Genomic DNA, 17,574 nt, shown 5'->3' on the forward strand with positions numbered 1-17,574 from the left:
TCAAATGGGACTTGGGTGGATTAAAACGAGAAGCACGAACAGCCGAACGCGCCCCAGAAACCCTGGAAATCGCTGACCGGCGCACTGCTGTGGCGCGCCCGTTCATGGCTGTGGGAATGCACGGCGCACGGGCCGCTGCAATGGTGAACCTGCTGCGCCAGCGGCGCCTGGGGCCGCCAATGGCCGGGCACCTTGGCCACAGGCGACCATTCCGGTACCACCGGCAGGCTGGGCGGCGCCAGGTCGGAAAACTCCGCGGCGGCGTGCACCACCTGGCCACCGACCACCGTCAACACCGACTCCAGCCACTTGATGGCGTCTTCGTCGACACTGAAATAATCCGCCGACAAGGCCACCACATCCGCCAGTTGGCCGATCTTGATCTGGCCCTTGTTGCCCTGCTCGGACGAGAACCAGGCGCTGCCGTGGGTGAACAGCTCCAGGGCGACATCCCGCGACAGGCCCTCGGGTTGCAGCGCCAGGCCACCCACGGTGCGGCCGCTGACCATCCAGTACAGCGAGGTCCATGGATTGTAGCTGGACACCCGGGTGGCATCGGTGCCAGCGCCCACGGGCACACCCTCGGCCAGCATGCGCTGGATGGGCGGCGTGGCCTCGGCGGCCTTGGCGCCGTAACGGTCGACGAAGTATTCACCCTGGAAGGCCATGCGGTCCTGGATGGCGATACCGCCATTGAGGGCGCGCACCCGCTCGATGTTCTTCGGGCTGATGGTCTCGGCGTGGTCGAAGAACCACGGCAGGTTGTTGAAAGGGATGTCGCGGTTGACCTTTTCGAACACGTCGAGCATGCGCGAGATGGACTCGTCATAGGTGGCGTGCAGGCGGAACGGCCAGCGCTGCTCCACCAGGTGGCGCACCACGGGTTCCAATTCCTGTTCCATGGTCTGTGGCAGGTCGGGACGCGGCTCCAGGAAGTCCTCGAAGTCGGCTGCCGAGAACACCAGCATCTCGCCGGCGCCATTGTGGCGCAGGTAATCGTCGCCCTGGTGCAGGGTGACACTGGAGGTCCAGTGCCTGAAGTCCGCCAGTTCTTCCTTGGGCTTCTGGGTGAACAGGTTGTAGGCAATGCGCACGGTCAATTGCTGCTTGGCCGCCAGCTCGTTGATCACGGCGTAGTCGTCGGGGTAGTTCTGGAAACCACCGCCGGCATCGATGACGCTGGTCAGGCCCAGGCGGTTGAGTTCGCGCATGAACTGCCGGGTCGAATTGACCTGGTATTCCAGCGGCAGTTTGGGCCCCTTGGCGAGGGTGGCATAGAGGATCATGGCATTGGGGCGGGCGATCAGCATGCCGGTGGGGTCGCCATTGGCGTCACGCTGGATTTCCCCTCCCGGCGGGTTCGGCGTATCGCGGGTGTAGCCCACCACGCGCAGGGCAGCGCGGTTGAGCAAGGCTCGGTCATACAGGTGCAGCACGAACACCGGCGTGTCGGGCGCTGCCTGGTTGAGCTCCTGCAGGGTAGGCATGCGTTTTTCCGCGAACTGGAATTCGTTCCAGCCGCCCACTACCCGCACCCATTGGGGCGATGGCGTGCGGTCGGCCTGGTCCTTGAGCATGCGCAGGGCATCGGCCACCGAAGGCACGCCTTCCCAGCGCAATTCCAGGTTGTAGTTCAGGCCGCCGCGAATCAGGTGCAGGTGCGAGTCATTGAGGCCCGGAATCAGGGTGCGGCCCTTGAGGTCGATGAGCCGCGTGGCGTCGCCGCGAAAGGCCATGGCCTGGGCATCGCTGCCTACGGCCACGAAGCGTCCCTCGCGGATGGCCACTGCGCTGGCGGTGGGGTTCTGGCGGTCGACAGTGTGAAACTTGCCATTGAAGAGGATCAGTTCGGCGTTCATTGCGGCTCCTGGTCAGGTGGGCGGCAGATGGTGGGAATAGATCATGCCCGGGGGGCGGGGCGCGGGATTGGATGGGCGTGCTTTGTTTGGGATGGGTGTGCGGTGGGTTGTGGGGTTGGCTGGAAAGAGGGTCAAGGCCTCCGTGTGCAGGGCTTGGTAATTATAGCGCTCTGGAGATCGAGCGCCGCCCGCGCGGCGCTCGATCTCCAGAGCGCCGCAAGCCCCAAGCCAGAAACCTCAAGCCTGATGCCTACCCCCCCATCACCCGACTGATATGCGCCCGCAACCACCGCTCCGCCGGGTCATTGTCATGTACCCCGCTCCAGACCATCGACAGCTCAGCCGGCACAATGGGGAACGGCGGCTCATCGGCACGCAATGCCCCATCCTCGACCAACGCGCACGCGGCATAATCCGGCACGGTGGCGATCAGGTCGCTGCCCTTGAGCAACGCGCGCAAGCCGTGAAACTGCGGCACCCCCAGCACGACCCGGCGGCTGCGCCCCACCTTGGCCAGGTCCAGGTCGATATTGCCGCTCAGGTCACCGGAAAACGACACCATGGCGTGGGGCCGCTGGCAGTAATCATCCAGGGTCAAGGCACCGGGCTCGCTGTCGCCGCGCAGCACCTTGCAGCCTATATCGCGCAGTTTGCGACGCTTGGCGTTGGCCGGCAGGTCGGTGGTGTAGCTGACCCCCACCGAGATCTCGCCGCTGGCCAGCATCGCCGGTAAGAGCAAGTAGTTGGCACGGCGCACCACGATGATCACCCCCGGCGCCTCGTGGCGCAGTTGCGCCAGCAGCGGTGGGAACAGGCCGAACTCGGCGTCGTCCGACAGGCCGATACGGAAGGTGGCGCAGCTGGTGCCGGGGTCGAAATCCTTGGCCCGGCTGACAGCGCCCGAGATGGTGTCCAGCGCCGGGCGCAATTCTTCCAGGATCGCCAGCGCCCGCAGCGTAGGCTCCATGGTGCGGCCGTTGCGGATCAGCAGCGGGTCATCGAACAGGTCGCGCAGGCGGCCCAGGGCGGCGCTGACCGCTGGCTGGCCGATGAAGTGCTTTTCCGCCACCCGAGTCAGGTTGCGTTCGAACATCAGTGCTTCGAAGAGCACCAGCAGGTTCATGTCCACATGGCGCAGGTCGTTGCGGTTCATCGGGTGTGGCTCCATGGCGTACGTGGCGGCGGGCTCACAGTGAAGCACAGCCGCACGTAACAATTTAGCACCCGCGTGCTTTTTCCCAGTGTGCGATCATTGCCCATTGAAACTGGCCCAGACCCCTGCCCCATGACCCGACCCCACTGGTACCTGCCCCTGGCCGATGAGTTCTGCGAACACCTGGCTGCCGGCAGCCCGCTTGAACCGGCCAGCCTACCTGCCCATGGCACCGCCGCCCTGCTGTTCCTACTGCAATTGCCCAAGCTGCCGGTGCGCAAACCGCTGGAGATGCAGCGCCAGTTCGCCAACCTGCTGAAGTTCCCCGGCGAAACCTTGACCGCCACCCTGGCCAAGGCGTACGACCCCGTGGCACTGGGCGCGGGGCTTGAACAGGCCAGCGCGCTGGACATCGGCCTGCTGGACAACGCCACGGTGGCCCAGCTGCCGTTCCTGCACCCCGACGGCAGCTGGGACTTCGGCTTCGCCGAGCGCCACTGGCAGGCCCGCGGCGCCATCCAGCACGACCACCTGCGCCCGGGCGGCGTCATCATTCGCCTCAGCGACCACCAGTTGCGCCTGGTGCAGACCATTCGCGAAAACCGCGAGGACTCCATCGAAGCACAGGCCCATGCCGGTACCGGCAAGACCTTCGTGCTGGGTGAGGTGCTGGCGTTGATGCCGGAAGGCAAGTGCCTGTTCCTGGCCGATACCGAACTGAAGCTGGAAACCATCCGCTCGCGCTTCGGCAATCGGGTCTGGACCTCTACTTTCAAGCAACTGGCCGAACGCTTTCTGGCGGGCGGCGACAAGCATCGGCAGGCGCAACTCAACGCCGCCGCGGCGCGGTCGGTGTCCTATGCGGCCATTGCCGAACTGGCGGGGCTGGGTGACATCGGCAACCGCAAGCCCCCTCAGGTAGCAGCCCTGTGCTGGCGAGTGGTGGCCAAATTCTGCGGCAGCAACGACAGCCAGATCACCACCCGGCATATCCCCCAGGACCAGCTGCCCTGGTTGAGCGCCGCCCACCAGCAACTGCTGACCCTGGCCGCCCAGCAGCTGTGGTTCAGAATGACCCGCCCCGACCCCGAGCTGCAGCCGCTGCCGGTGCGTGGCTACCACCGGGTCAAGCAGATGGTGCTGGCGGGGCATCGCCTTTCCGAGCAGATCAAGACCGTGATCATCGATGAAGGCCACGACCTGACCGCCCCCATGGTCGAGTTTCTCGACCAGTCGCCGCAGACCGTCATCACCCTGGGCGACCGCTTTCAGAACCTGCAGGGCTGGTCTGTTGCCCATGCCGCCACCATCCGCCACAGCGAGATGTCGCTCTCGCTGCGGTGCGGGCCGCAGTTGATGGATTACGTCAACCCGCTGATCGCCGCCTTCCCCGGCGCCACCGCCCTGCCCTTCATCGCTGACAAGGCGCGGGAAACCGTGGTTCGCGAATACCCCGCCCAGCAGTTTCCGGACCAACCCGCGGTGATCCTGGTGGCGGATGAGTGGGGCCTGTTCGACTGGCTGGTGCGCAGCCGCGAGACGAACCAGGGGGCGGCGGTGATCGACTGGAACCGCGAGTTCGAGTCGTTCCTGGACGGCTGCCTGGGCCTGTACAAGGGCGACCAGCCACCGCGCCACGGCGCCATTGCCCGCTACCGGACCTGGGAGCAACTGCGTGCGGTGATGGGTTGGAACGAAGCATTCGTGCGGGTGGAGCAGTGGCTGGAGCGAGTAGGTACGCGCATCGGCGTATCGGGCCTTTACCAGGGCGCTACCCTGGCGGAGTTCGCCGGTGGCGCCCCAGGGCGGCCGTTGCTGGCCACGGTGTTCACGGCCAAGAACTTCGAGCTGTCGCGGCTGGCGATTTCCGAAGACTTGTATTACTTTTCCGACCTGCGTGGCGCCACCGCCTTGTCGCGCAAACTGTCGCTGCTGTACACGGCCATCACCCGCGCCAGCGGCCAGGTTTATTTCCCCGACACCCACCAGGAACGCCTGGACAACCTGCTGGCGGCCAGCCGCGCGAACTGAATACCGTTAGCGGCGCCGCGCAGCAACCGGCACACCGCCTGTACCGCCAACGCGGCCTCACGGCCGCGGCTACGGACGCTACAAGTTCCAGATATCGCACAACCGTCCGGTAATCGCACCAATTCACCATTTGGCACTCTCCCCCGCGCCCGATTTGCGGCAGGCTATAGCCCAGGACGACAAATGCCCCTCACAGGGTAACTGGCGTCGCCGCCACCCCCGGGTTGGCTAAGCTAATAACAAGCAAGCAGACGTGGCCGCCGCCTGGCCCGTGCCTTGATTCACTCACACTCCAGGAAAAACCAGGAGCTCGCTTTGATCAATAAAACATTTGAGTCCATCGCTGCCGCGGTGGAAGGGATTGCCGACGGCTCTACCATCATGGTGGGTGGTTTCGGCACGGCCGGCATGCCTTCGGAGCTGGTGGACGGCGTGATCGCCTCCGGCGCGCGCGAGCTGACCATCATCAGCAACAACGCCGGCAACGGCGACGTGGGCCTGGCGGCGCTGCTCAAGGCCGGCAGCGTGCGCAAAGTGATCTGCTCCTTCCCGCGCCAGTCCGACTCTTATGTGTTCGACGAGCTGTACCGCGCCGGCAAAGTGGAACTGGAAGTGGTGCCACAAGGCAACCTGGCCGAGCGCATCCGCGCCGCAGGCTCGGGCATCGGTGCGTTCTTCTCGCCCACCGGCTTCGGCACCCTGCTGGCCGAAGGCAAGGAAACCCGCGTGATCGACGGCCGCAACTACGTGCTGGAAATGCCCCTGCACGCAGACATCGCCCTGATCAAGGCCTACAAGGGCGACCGCTGGGGCAACCTGGTGTACCGCAAGGCCGCGCGTAACTTCGGGCCGATCATGGCCATGGCCGCCAAGACCGCCATCGCGCAGGTGAACGAGATCGTCGAGCTGGGCGAACTGGACCCCGAGCACATCATCACGCCGGGCATCTTTGTCCAGCGCGTGGTTGCCGTGCCGACCTACCCTTCCGCCAAAGCTGTTTGAGGCCTGCCATGACTGCCATTAAAAAACTCTCGCGTAACGAAATGGCCCAACGCGTGGCCGAAGACATCGCCGAAGGTTCCTACGTCAACCTGGGCATCGGCGTGCCGACCCTGGTGGCCAACTACCTGGGCGACAAGGAAGTGTTCCTGCACTCCGAGAACGGCGTGCTGGGCATGGGCCCGAGCCCGGCCGAGGGCGAAGAGGACGATGACCTGATCAACGCCGGCAAGCAGCACGTGACCCTGCTGACCGGTGGTGCGTTCTTCCACCACGCTGACTCGTTCTCGATGATGCGCGGCGGCCACATCGACATCGCCGTGCTCGGTGCCTTCCAGGTATCGGTCAAGGGCGACCTGGCCAACTGGCACACCGGTGCCGAAGGCTCTATCCCGGCGGTGGGCGGCGCCATGGACCTGGCCACCGGCGCGCGCCAGGTGTTCGTGATGATGGACCACCTGACCAAGACCGGTGAAAGCAAGTTGGTGCCCGAGTGCACCTACCCGCTGACCGGTATTGCCTGCGTGAGCCGCATCTACACTGACCTGGCCATCCTGGATGTCACGAGCGACGGCCTGAAAGTACGCGAAATCGTGGCTGACATCACCTTCGAAGCCCTGCAGGAACTGAGCGGCGTGCCGCTGATTCGCTGATACCCCTTTCCTGCGGGACCGGGCGCAAGCTCGGGAACCATGCACCGCGAAGTTCCAGTCATTGCGCGGTGCCTGCTTCCCGAGCTTCGCCCGGTCCCACAAGGGGAGCAAGTCGGCGCGGTGTCTTCGACACAAAAGCACAGCCATGCAATTATTCATGTACCCCTGACCTCACCCTGACGCTGTCCGTTTCCCGTCCTGGAGAGTGTCATGCGTCACACCCTGTTGATCTTGTCTCTGGCCGCGCCCCTGTCGGCCCTGGCCGCCACCGGCCCCGCGGTAGGCCCGCAGTACGATACCAGCCACGTCTATGTCGCCCCCGCCGATGTCGACCCGTTCGTGCAGAGCTTCCTGGCTACCTTCGGCGGCAAGAGCACCGCCCAGGTCGTTGCCGATGTCACCCCGACGCCCAGCAGCACCACCTCGCAACTGCTGCAGACGCCCTCCGGGACCATCTCCCTGTTCGGCTTCAAGACCCCCATACCCCACCCGTTCGGCGACGAGCGCAACGGCTACCTGGTCAAGGACCTGGACCTGGCCATCGAGCAAGCGCGCAAGGCCGGCGCCGACGTGATTGTCGCGCCCTTCCCCGACCCCATCGGCCGCGACGCCGTGGTGCAGTGGCCGGGTGGCGTCAACCTGCAACTGTACTGGCACACCACCGCACCGAATTACACCGCTTTCGAACACGTCCCGGAAAACCGTGTGTACGTTTCGGCCGATCGCGCGCCAGCGTTCATCAAGGCCTTCACCACCTTCTCCCATGGCAAGGTGGTCAGTGATGACAAGCACGCCCCCGGCGTGGAAATCGGCCGAGACAAGGGTACCTTCGAACGCGTGCGCATCAGTTCCGACTTCGGCCGCATGACCGTGCTGGTTACCGACGGCCACCTGCCGTTCCCCTACGGCCACGAAACCACCGGCTACGAAGTCGCCGACCTCGACGCCACCCTGCAGAAGGCCACCGGCAGCGGCGCCACCGTGCTGGTCGCGCCATTTGGCAGCGACGGTCGCAAGGCGGCGATGGTGCGGTTCCCCGGCGGCTACGTGGCTGAAATCCACCAGCCCGTGACCCAGCAGTGAGGGTGATGGCCATGCCAGGTGAAACCCGCGTGGCCCCTGCCCGCCTGGCGGGCCTGTCGCTGGCGTTGCTGTGGCCGCTGTTGAGCGCGCCGGCCAACGCCGAGGGCGACGACAGTCGCCCGGCGATCAAGGCCAACCGCTGGCAGGAAGACTGGTCGGCGCTGGCCTCCCCGGCCCTGCGCAGCGAACCGCTGGACAACCTCAAGTACATCTCGCTGGGCAGCGATGGCGCCTGGCTGTCCCTGGGTGCCACCTTGCGTGAACGCCTGGAAATGAACGACGCCAGCGGCTTCGGCACTCGGGGCGTGGCCCGCGACAATTATCTGCTGCAGCGTTTCCAGGTACACGCCGACCTGCACTTCAACGAGCACTGGCGCCTGTTCACCCAGTTGGAGGATGTGCGCGCCTACGACAAGACCACCGTTGGCGGCGCTGACCAGAACCGCCTGGACCTGCGCCTGGCGTTCCTGGAGTACATCAATGCCTTTGACAGCGGCACGTTCAAGACTCGCGTCGGCCGCCAGGATTTCGCTTTCGACCTGCAGCGTTTCGTCTCGTCCCGCGATGGCCCCAACGTACGCCAGTCGTTCGACGCCCTGTGGGCCGACTGGGAAACTGCCCAATGGCGCTTCATCGCTATTGCCAGCCACCCGGTGCAATACCGCGACGACCACGAATTCGATGACACCTCCAGCCACGCCGTGCGCTTCGACATGCTGCGGGTTGAGCGCCTGGTGGGCAACCAGCAGGAGCTGTCTGCCTATTATGCACGCTACCAACGCGACCAGGCCCAGTACCTGGACGCCACGGGCTCGGAAAACCGGGCGATATTCGACGCCCGCTACGCCGGTAGCGCCGCCAGCGTCGACTGGGACCTGGAGGGCATGCTGCAAGGCGGTTCGGTGGGGGGCAAGGACATTCGCGCCTGGGCAGCGGGCAGCCGCGTGGGCTACACCTTCGCCGACATTCGCTGGACCCCGCGTGTGGGCCTGCAAGTGGACATGGCCTCGGGGGACAGCCATCCCGGTGATGGCCGCGTGGGCACCTTCAACCCACTGTTTCCCAACGGCTACTACTTCACGCTGGCGGGCTACACCGGCTACAGCAACCTGATCCACGTCAAGCCATCGATCACGGTCAAACCGTTGCCCGGGTTGAGCGTGCAGACCGCCATCGGTCTGTTATGGCGCCAGACCACCGAAGACGCGGTGTACACCCAGCCCAACATTGCGGTGGCCAATACCGCCGGCACCGGCCAACGCTGGACCGGGGCCTATGCCCAGGTGCGCACTGACTATGCCTTCACCGCCAACCTCAGTGGCGCCGTGGAGGCGGTGCACTACGACGTCGGGCAGAGCCTGCGCGACGCCGGTGGCCATGACAGCAATTACCTGGGCGTGGAAATGAAGTTCAGCTGGTAAGGGCCAAACCTGGCGCTGTGCCATTAACCCGAGGGTTAATACCCCGGCGCCAGGCAAACGGCGTGGTGCCCAGGTGACGGGTAAACACCCGAGTGAAATGCGACTGGTCGGCGAAACCGCATTCCAGCCCTACCTGCGCAATGGACAGTGCGCGGTCGGCCAGCAGCGTTTTGGCCCGCTCGATGCGCGCCTGCAGCAACCAGTCCCTGGGGGCCTGGCCGGTGGCCTTCTTGAACGCACGGGAAAAATGGCTGCGCGACAGCGAACAGGCGCGCGCCACATCGGCGATCGACAGGTCACCGCTCATCTGCTCCTGCATCAGTTGCTTGGCCCGGCGCTCCTGCCAGGGTGACAGGGCGATGCGCGTCGGCGCAGGCTCTGCCACGACGTCGCTGTAGTGCACCAGCAGGTGCGTGCATAGGGCACTGGAATGCTGGTAAAGCGCCTTGGGCTGGGCGCCGTCACTGTCGGCCAGGGTGGCCGCCAGGGTCAGCAGCAGGTCGAGGGTCACCGGGTCCAGCGGACCGGTGGGGGCTGGGGTACAGGCATTCATCAGGTCGCTCCTTGTACAGTCTGAACTACCCTTGCAGTCTCCACCGCCGGCCCCTGAGGCGTCCTTGCCGGTCCCTTAAACGTTCTGAAATCGCCCCCCTTCAGAACGTTTAAGGCCAGGCCAAGGAATTATCCCTGGCCAAGGATTAGCGTGGCGGTTCCCCCTCACCGTTACAGGAGTCGAGCATGCCTTACATCACCACTCAAGACGGCACTGAAATCCATTACAAGGACTGGGGCAGCGGGCAGCCGGTGGTACTCAGCCATGGCTGGCCACTGAACGCCGACATGTGGGACTACCAGGCGAATTTCCTTGCGGCCAACGGCTTTCGGGTGATCGCCCATGACCGTCGCGGATTCGGCCGTTCCAGCCAACCGTGGAGCGGCTACGACTACGACACCTTCGCCGATGACCTGGAACAGTTGCTCAGCCATCTGGATATCAGCAATGCCGTGCTGGTCGGCTTCTCCATGGGCGGCGGCGAAGTCGCCCGCTACCTGGGGCGCCACGGCAGCAAGCGCATCGCCAAGGCCGTGCTGGTCAGCGCGGTGACACCGCTGATGATCCGCCGGGACGATCACCCCGAGGGCATGGACCCGGCGATTTTCGACGGTATCCGCGCCGGCCTGCTCAATGACCGCGCCGGTTTCCTGGATGCCTTCGGGCCGGTATTCACGGGCAGCGACAAGCCGGGCAGCAACGTAGGCAAGCCGATGCTCGAGTGGACCCAGTTCCTGGCCCTGCAAGCAAGCTTCAAGGGCACCCTTGATTGCGTGAAAGCCTTCTCGGAAACCGACTTCCGCCCGGACTTGCGTAGCATCGACATACCGACCCTGGTCATCCATGGCGACGGCGATGCGGTGGTCAGCTTCGAGGTGACCGGCAAGGCCGCAGCCGAACTGGTGCGCGGGGCCACATTGAAAGTCTACCCGGGCGCCCCGCACGCGGTGTACTTCACCCACAAGGACCAGTTGAACCAGGACCTGCTGGCGTTCGCCCGCGGCTGACGGCCGGTGTTGCCAAGGGCCTGTAGCAGCCTTGAGGCCGCGTCCGCGGTATGCCTGATACTACGCGGCGCAGGTGACGCGGCCAGGTCCGCTGCTACACGGCCATGGCAACCCTGTGGGACCGGGCGAAGCTCGGGAAGGGGCCTGCCAGATCGACCGCGTTGCCCGCTTCCCGAGCTGGCGCCCGGTCCCACAACGGCCCGCGCGCCCTGCAACAACGCGGCAAGGTCCGCTACAAGTCCGGGTGGTATCTGTCTCGGGATGGCAGGGTAAACACGAACACCGTTTGCCCCGCGCGCCCCTGGCACTGGTTCAGGGTGCCTTCCTGGGCATCCAGGATCGAGCGACAGATCGCCAGCCCCATGCCCATGCCTGTGGGCTTGGTCGTGAAGAACGCGCTGAAGATGCTGTCTTGATGCTCGGCGCTGATCCCGGGGCCGCTGTCTTCCACGGTGACGACCACCACGTCACCCGCCTCAACGGTCGAGGTTATCTGAAGCAACCGCTCGCCAGCCGGCAGGGCGGCCATGGCATCCAGCGCGTTGATGACCAGGTTGTACAGCACCTGCTGCAATTGCACGCCGTCCACCTGCACCTGTGCCGCGGCCGCCTGCAACCGGGCCCTGACGCTCACGTGTTGCTGGTCGAACTCCACCGCGCAAAGACGCAGTACTTCGCTGATCAGCGCGTCCATGGGCTGCCAGCGGCGCTCGGCGGGCTTCTGCCGGGCCAGGGCCTGCAAGGCGCGAATGATGTCCGCCGCACGCTTGCCGTCGCGGGCGATGTCGCGCAACCCTGCCAGGGCTTCGTCAACCTGCGGCTGCTGACGCTGCAACCAGCGCACGCTGGCGCTGGCGTTGGTCACGATAGAGGCCAGCGGCTGATTGATTTCATGGGCAATGGACGCGGCCAGTTCCCCCATCACCGTGCTGTGGCGCACCCTGGCCAGTTCCGCCCGGGCACTGCGCAACGCCGCCTCGGTGGCCCACCGCTCACTGACATCGGACGTCACGCCCATGAACACGCCGTCTTCGGCAGGCTCGCCATGGGCCTCCAGGTAACGCACCCGGTCGTCCACGAGAATGCGAAACTCCATGCGAAACGCCAACCGGGTCTGTCGCGCCCGTTGCAACTGCGCCGCGAACCGCGCAGCATCCTCCGGGTGCACCCGGCGCAGCAGTTCCACCGCGCCAGGGGCCGTGGCCCGGACCGGCCAACCCCACACGGCATACAGCTCGTCGGTCCAGTAGGCCAGGTCCGTGGTGACGTCCCAGCGGAACGAACCCGAACGGATGATCTTCTGGCCGATGGCCAATAACCCTTCGCTGGTACGCAGCTGCGCTTCGGTTTCCCGCCGTCGGGCGTTCTCGTCAAGCACCTGGGCATACAGCCGCGCGGTTTCCAGCGAGATAGCCGCCTGGGCCGCCAGCACCTCGATCATCACTACCCGGTCGTGGGTGAACACCCCGCGTGCCAGCGGATTCTCCAGGTACAGCAGGCCAATCACCTCCCCTTGCTTGAGCAACGGCAAGCACAGCACCGACCCCGGCACCTGGCCGCTGAAATAGGGGTCGTCAGTAAAACCACTGTCGCTGTCGGCCTGGCCCAGGGTCACCGAGCACCCGGTGCGCATCACCGTGTACAGCAGCGACAACGGCACGGCCTGGGGGCGCTGCGCAGGGCTGTGCACCGTGACCCGCGCGCCCGCTTCGACCGTTTCGGCGCTGGCCACGCTCAGCAGCGTACCGGCCTCCACCAGCAGCAGCGCGCCGCGGCGGGCGCCGGCGTGCACCAGCGTGTTGGCCATCAGGGTTTCCACCAGCCGCTCGAAGACGATCTCGCGGGACAGCGCCTGGGAGGCCTTGGTCACCGACACCAGGTCCAGGTACTGCTGACCTTGCAGCATGTCGATGGAGGCGCGGGCATCCAGTGGCTTGCCATTGAGGTACAGATGGCGGGCCTCCAGCGCTGCGACCTGGCTCTGTGCGCCCCAGCGTTGCCAAGCGTCCCGGGCGCTGAACCGATGGCTGCGCGCTGCGCTGCCCAGGCCCAGGGCCTGATGGCATTCGGCGGCGCGTTCATGGGCCAGTGCCTGCACCGGCACACAGCCCACGGTCGCGGCCTGGTCGATGGCCTGCTCCAGCAGGCGCAACGCCTTGAGCAGCTCGCCTCCCAGGCGGGCGACTTCAGCGTCCACCAGCCACTGGCGGTGCAGGAACGACGCCGGGTTGAGCCGCGCCCACTGGCGCAGCCGCGCCAGGTAGGGCTGCATCTGCGCCGCCTCGCCCAGGGCCGCGTGGGTGAGCGCCGAATAGAATGCCACGTCCATCAAGTGAACGTGGGCCGCCATGCAGCCCTTGAGCTGCTCGGCGCGGCCCAGGTCGTGCCGGGCGTCGTGGTAGCGGCCCTGGCTGAACGCCAGCTTTCCGCGGTACAACCAGAAGAAAAACGCCACCGGCAGCATGGCACTGCCCTGCACCGCTTCGTGCCAGGCGCGCAACGGATCGCTCTGGGGCGACAGCGCGGGGTCACGCAAGGCTTGCACGTAAGTCTGCTGGATCTGCAGCAACAACTGGCTGTCGGCGAAATGCGACGAGGCCGCCAGCGCCAGGGCGCTGTCCAGGCGCTGCTCGACCCGGTCCAGGCCGGCCCCCATGACCAGCAGGGTGCACACCAGGTGGTGGCAGGCGTAGCAACTCAGCGCCACCCGGCCCTCGCGGCGTCCGGCCAGGAAGGCCTGTTCGCCGCACTCCAGTGAAAAGCCCAGCGAACGGGTCCACACGCTGATACGGCCCAGGGCCAACTGCGTCGAGGCCTGAGTGTATGGCTCGCCCACTACCTGCTCCAGGCGCACCGCCAGGTCGCCGTATTGCAGCCCCAGTTCACAGGAATCGGGGCTGTCGGCCAGCAGCACGCCATACCAGGCCAGGCCGTGGATCGCCGCGGGGCTGACGCCGTGGCGCCAGGTCATGTCGAGCATGTGCTCCAGCAGCCGGGTCGCCAGTGGCCGGTCCACCAGGATCGCCGGGATGATCATGGCCGCCATCAGGTCCAGTGCCGCGGCGACGAAGGAATTGTCCAGGCGGCGCATATGCGCCAAGGCACTGATCGGCGGGTCGACCGCCACCGGCCGGGCAGGGACATCGCCCGCGGCGAAGGTCAGGCCGAACATCGCCAGCCCCGCGCGGCCGGCCTGCAGCGCCGCGGCATAGCCGTCGGCCAGGGTCAGAGCCTCGACCTTGAGTACATGCAGGGCCGACACCTGGGTCAATGACTGCACGCGTTCGAGCATGTGCTCGATACAGGCGTGCGCCGCGGCGTAGTCGGCAGTGTGCATCAGGCACTGGGCGTAAAGCAGGTCCACCGCATAGGCCTGCTCAGCAGGCTGCGCCCAAGACTGGCGGGCAGCCAATTGCCGGGCCAGGCGCAGGTACTGCAGCGCGAATGGCAGGGTCGCGGCCTCACGGGCGCGCTGCGCCGCCTCCAGCAACGCGTCGATGAAGGCCCCGAGATCGCGCTCGCGCAGCCGTGCATGGGCGCTCTGCTGGATATGCAGGGCAATGCGGAACAGCTCGGTGCGCGGGCTGGCATCGCTCATGGCCTGGATCAGCAAGCGCGCCAGGCGGGTATGCAGCACGGCACGGTAGCCTTCGGCAATGGCGTGGTAAGCGGTCTCGCGCACCCGCTCATGGCTGAAGCACCAGCCATCGCCCTCCACCAGCAGCAAACCACCCTGCACCGCCGCCGCCAGGCCCTGGCTGACCCGCACCGGGCCGATGCGGCTCAACCGTGCCAGCTCGTCATGGCCGGCGCGGTTGCCCAGCAACGCCAGCAAACCCAGCAACCAGCGGGTCCGCCGGGGCAGCCGCCCCAGGCGGGCCACCAGCAGGTCCACCACATTGTCGGCCAGCGGCGACGTCAGCAGCGCCTGCTGGTCCCAGGCCCAGCCCAGGGCCCCGGGCTGGGGCACCAGGCGTTTTTCTTCCAGCAACGTACGCACCAGTTGCTGAATGAACAGCGGGTTGCCGCCGCTCTTGTCCTGCACGATCACGGCCAGGGGCAGCAGCGCATCGCCTTCGCTGCCCAGCAGGCCGTTGACCATGGCCAGCACGGCGGCGCGGTCAAGGGGCGTCAGGTTCAATTCGGTACAGTGCGCACCGTGAGCGCGGGCAGCCTGGGCCAGCACGGTGTTGGCCGGTACCGGCTCACGCCCGGCCAGCACCAGCACCACATGCGCCAGCGGTGCGTGCACCAGGCTGTGCAACAACGTGAAGGTGTCCGCGTCCAGCCACTGCACATCGTCGAAAAACAGCAGCAATGGCGTGCCCGGCGTCCCGAACGCAGCAATGAAGGCTCGCAGCAGCCCTTGCAGGCGCAAACCGGTATCAGGCCGCGCAGGCTCCGGTACCGGGGGTAAGTGGCCGGTCACCAGGCCAAGCTCCGGCACCAGCGCCAGGATCAGGCTGGCATCCGCCCCCAGCGTCTTCAGCAACCGGTTGCGCCACCCGGCAAGCCCTTCGGGATGCTCGCCCAGCACGCGCATCACCAGGGCCCGCAGGGCTGTGCTCAAGGCACCAAAAGGGGTGATCTGGCCGGGGTGATCGACGCGCGCCACGGCAAAGACAATGCTGCCGTTGACCAGGTCCTGGTGCAACTGCCGCACCAGGGCCGTCTTGCCGCTGCCCAGCGCCCCGCCGAGCCAGACCAGCTCGCCCTCGCCTGTCACCGCGCAACGCATGACCCGGTCGTGAAGCACGGCGGCTTCGCGCTCTCGGCCAGGCAGTTGCCGCCAGCGCGGCGCCCCCAGCGCCGTTCGGGCACCCGGCTCGAACGGCTGGATGGCCTGGTATTCGTCCCACTGCACCAGGCACAGGCGCAGGTCGACACACAGGTCATCGGCGCAGGCATAGCGCTCGGCAGGTTGCTTGGCCAGCAACTTGAGCACCACCGCGGCCAGCGGTGCCGGCACCGAGGGGCGCAGCTCGCCCAGCGGCGTGGGTTGCAAGGCCAGGTGCTGATGCAACCACTCTACCGGGTCATTGCCTTCGAACGGTACGCGGCCTGTGAGCATTTCGTAGAAGCTGACACCCAAGGCATACAGGTCGCTACGCTCGTCCACATCCGCGCCGACGCGCCCGCCCTGCTCCGGCGACATGTAGGCGAAACTGCCACAGATCGCCCGGGGCGCCGGCTGCGCCGCGTCACGCCGGCACGCCAGCGAAAACGCCATGAGGCGCACACTGCCATCGGTGCTTTCCATCAGGTTGCACGGTTTGATGTCGCGGTGCAGCAAACCGCTACGGTGCAACTGCCCCACGGCGCTTGCCGCGCCCAGGGCCAGGCGCAGAAAACGGGCGATCGACAGCCCTTCGCCTACCACTTCATGCAAGCTGCGGCCCTGGTTTTCGTCCAGCACCAGCAAAGGTCCGTCCACGGCGCTGATCAGGGCCACGGGCATCACCGCCCAGGCCGGGTCCAGGTGCTGGCGCAGGTCATACTCCTGATGCAGGCGGCGAAAGCCGCCTTGGGAAGGCAGGGCCGCCGGGCGGGCGATCAACCAGTCGCGCGCGGAAATCGGCGAGCGTACGCGGTAGCGCGCCACTTCACCGTCCACCAGCAGCAGGCGCCAGGTCAGGTGCCGGAGCCACTGTTCATCGAACGCGCCGAGCTGCTGACGATAGGCCGCTAGCTCCCCGGGCAGCGGCTGGCGCCCGGTCACTGGCGCAGGCCAGGGGGCAGCGGCTCAATCGGGCCGGGCATGGACTGCCTCCGGGCCCACGCCAATCTGTTCACACTGGCGCACCAGGTCGATCAGGGTGGCGGCCTTCATCTTGGCCATGACGTGTTTCTTGTGCACCTTGGCCGTGACTTCCCGCGTGCCCAGGGCCTGGGCCACCTGTTTGTTGACCTTGCCATCCACCAGCAGCGCCAATACCTGGCGCTCCCGCGGCGTGAGGCTCTGGTAGCGGCTGCGCACCTCGCGGGCCTGGGCCTGGGCGGCGAAGCGCTGGCGGGCCCAGGCCAGGGCCTTGTCGATGGCGGCCAACAGTTCGCCCTCGTCAAACGGCTTGGTGAGGAACTCCTGGGCACCGGCCTTGATCGCCTTGACCGACATGGGAATCGTGCCGTAACCGGTCATGAAGATAATCGGCAGTTCGCAGCCGCGGCGCTGCAATTCGTTCTGCAGGTCGAAACCGGTACCGGCCTGCAGGTTGACGTCCAGCACCAGGCACGCCAGCCGCTGGGCAAAAGGTTCGGCGAGGAAGGCGTCGGCACTGGCAAACGTCTGCACGGCGATATCTGCCGAGCGCAACAGCCGCGCCAGGGCATCGCGCACCGCCGCCTCGTCGTCCACCACGTAGACGATCGGCGCCAGGTCGCCGCTGGGCGCGTGAAGCGCCGGCGCCAGGTTCATGGCCGTGGGTCTGGCTTCAGCCAGCATGTCGTTCAGGCCCAGGCGCTCAAGCAGCGCGATCAGCAGGCTGTCACGCGGGGCATCGGTGGCGGCCGCTTTCTCGTCGAATTCCGGGGTATCCATGACCAGCCGATAACCCCGCCCAGGCACCGTGCGAATGCATGCCCGAGCACTGCCCAGGGCCTTGCGCAAGGCGCATACATGCACCTGCAGGTTGTTTTCTTCGACCACTGCGTTGGGCCATACGTGGGCCAGCAATTGATCCTTGCTGACCAATTCGCCCGGGGCCTGAAGCAGTTTTTCGAGGATATCGAACGCGCGGCTACCGAGCTTGACCGGCCTGCCGTTGTCGTGAATCTCGCGCATGGGCAGCGAAATGGTGACGTTTGCGATACGAATC

At 66.3% G+C, this 17,574-nt stretch carries 11 protein-coding genes; 6 read left to right on the top strand and 5 right to left on the bottom strand.

The window, feature by feature from the left end:
- Nucleotides 1-20: 20 nt before the first annotated feature.
- Nucleotides 21-1,859 (bottom strand): amidohydrolase, encoded by a 1,839-nt coding sequence (locus QBK88_RS28165; protein ID WP_277964641.1) that lies wholly within the window; start codon nt 1,857-1,859, stop codon nt 21-23.
- A 250-nt stretch (nt 1,860-2,109) separates the two neighbouring features.
- Entirely contained in the window at nt 2,110-3,012 is a 903-nt protein-coding gene (locus tag QBK88_RS28170) for a LysR family transcriptional regulator (RefSeq protein ID WP_277964642.1), read from the bottom strand.
- 132 nt (nt 3,013-3,144) lie between these two features.
- Here QBK88_RS28170 and QBK88_RS28175 point away from each other — a divergent pair, with 132 nt between their 5' ends.
- From QBK88_RS28175 to QBK88_RS28195, 5 genes are all read left to right on the top strand, one after another.
- A complete protein-coding gene (locus tag QBK88_RS28175; RefSeq protein ID WP_277964643.1) occupies nt 3,145-5,043 on the top strand; it encodes a hypothetical protein in 1,899 nt (632 codons plus the stop codon).
- A 315-nt stretch (nt 5,044-5,358) separates the two neighbouring features.
- A complete protein-coding gene (locus tag QBK88_RS28180; RefSeq protein ID WP_158156784.1) occupies nt 5,359-6,045 on the top strand; it encodes a 3-oxoacid CoA-transferase subunit A in 687 nt (228 codons plus the stop codon).
- 8 nt (nt 6,046-6,053) lie between these two features.
- Nucleotides 6,054-6,695: a 3-oxoacid CoA-transferase subunit B gene (locus tag QBK88_RS28185; RefSeq protein ID WP_268141468.1), complete on the top strand. Its 642-nt coding sequence runs from the start codon at nt 6,054-6,056 to the stop codon at nt 6,693-6,695.
- A gap of 210 nt (nt 6,696-6,905) precedes the next feature.
- Nucleotides 6,906-7,778 carry a glyoxalase gene (locus QBK88_RS28190; protein WP_277964644.1) on the top strand — a complete coding sequence of 291 codons (873 nt, stop codon included), beginning with the start codon at nt 6,906-6,908 and terminating at the stop codon, nt 7,776-7,778.
- Between the two features lie 11 nt (nt 7,779-7,789).
- Nucleotides 7,790-9,199: an alginate export family protein gene (locus QBK88_RS28195; protein ID WP_277964645.1), complete on the top strand. Its 1,410-nt coding sequence runs from the start codon at nt 7,790-7,792 to the stop codon at nt 9,197-9,199.
- Here QBK88_RS28195 and QBK88_RS28200 read toward each other — a convergent pair.
- Nucleotides 9,189-9,752 carry a helix-turn-helix domain-containing protein gene (locus tag QBK88_RS28200; protein WP_277964646.1) on the bottom strand — a complete coding sequence of 188 codons (564 nt, stop codon included), beginning with the start codon at nt 9,750-9,752 and terminating at the stop codon, nt 9,189-9,191. The two genes, QBK88_RS28195 and QBK88_RS28200, sit on opposite strands and share 11 nt — an antisense overlap.
- Nucleotides 9,753-9,937: 185 nt before the next feature.
- Between QBK88_RS28200 and QBK88_RS28205 the strand changes: the two genes are divergently transcribed.
- Nucleotides 9,938-10,759 (top strand): alpha/beta fold hydrolase, encoded by an 822-nt coding sequence (locus QBK88_RS28205; RefSeq protein ID WP_268141460.1) that lies wholly within the window; start codon nt 9,938-9,940, stop codon nt 10,757-10,759.
- A 232-nt stretch (nt 10,760-10,991) separates the two neighbouring features.
- Here QBK88_RS28205 and QBK88_RS28210 read toward each other — a convergent pair whose 3' ends face one another.
- Both QBK88_RS28210 and QBK88_RS28215 read right to left on the bottom strand, forming a co-directional pair.
- The gene (locus QBK88_RS28210) at nt 10,992-16,478 is read right to left on the bottom strand and encodes an AAA family ATPase (RefSeq protein WP_277964647.1); all 5,487 of its coding nucleotides are present in this window, start codon (nt 16,476-16,478) and stop codon (nt 10,992-10,994) included.
- 24 nt (nt 16,479-16,502) lie between these two features.
- Nucleotides 16,503-17,573, bottom strand: a complete 1,071-nt coding sequence (locus tag QBK88_RS28215; RefSeq protein WP_277964648.1) for a response regulator — start codon at nt 17,571-17,573, stop codon at nt 16,503-16,505.
- Nucleotide 17,574 lies beyond the last annotated feature (1 nt).

Source organism: Pseudomonas sp. RIT-To-2 (assembly GCF_029623465.1).
Lineage (GTDB): Bacteria > Pseudomonadota > Gammaproteobacteria > Pseudomonadales > Pseudomonadaceae > Aquipseudomonas > Aquipseudomonas silvicola.

What these genes read in the sequence shown, in the direction of transcription:
- QBK88_RS28165 (WP_277964641.1), bottom strand. Translation starts at nt 1,859, where the DNA reads ATGAACGCCGAACTGATCCTCTTCAATGGCAAGTTTCACACTGTCGAC.
- QBK88_RS28170 (WP_277964642.1), bottom strand. Translation starts at nt 3,012, where the DNA reads ATGAACCGCAACGACCTGCGCCATGTGGACATGAACCTGCTGGTGCTC.
- QBK88_RS28175 (WP_277964643.1), top strand. Translation starts at nt 3,145, where the DNA reads ATGACCCGACCCCACTGGTACCTGCCCCTGGCCGATGAGTTCTGCGAA.
- QBK88_RS28185 (WP_268141468.1), top strand. Translation starts at nt 6,054, where the DNA reads ATGACTGCCATTAAAAAACTCTCGCGTAACGAAATGGCCCAACGCGTG.
- QBK88_RS28190 (WP_277964644.1), top strand. Translation starts at nt 6,906, where the DNA reads ATGCGTCACACCCTGTTGATCTTGTCTCTGGCCGCGCCCCTGTCGGCC.
- QBK88_RS28195 (WP_277964645.1), top strand. Translation starts at nt 7,790, where the DNA reads ATGCCAGGTGAAACCCGCGTGGCCCCTGCCCGCCTGGCGGGCCTGTCG.
- QBK88_RS28200 (WP_277964646.1), bottom strand. Translation starts at nt 9,752, where the DNA reads ATGAATGCCTGTACCCCAGCCCCCACCGGTCCGCTGGACCCGGTGACC.
- QBK88_RS28205 (WP_268141460.1), top strand. Translation starts at nt 9,938, where the DNA reads ATGCCTTACATCACCACTCAAGACGGCACTGAAATCCATTACAAGGAC.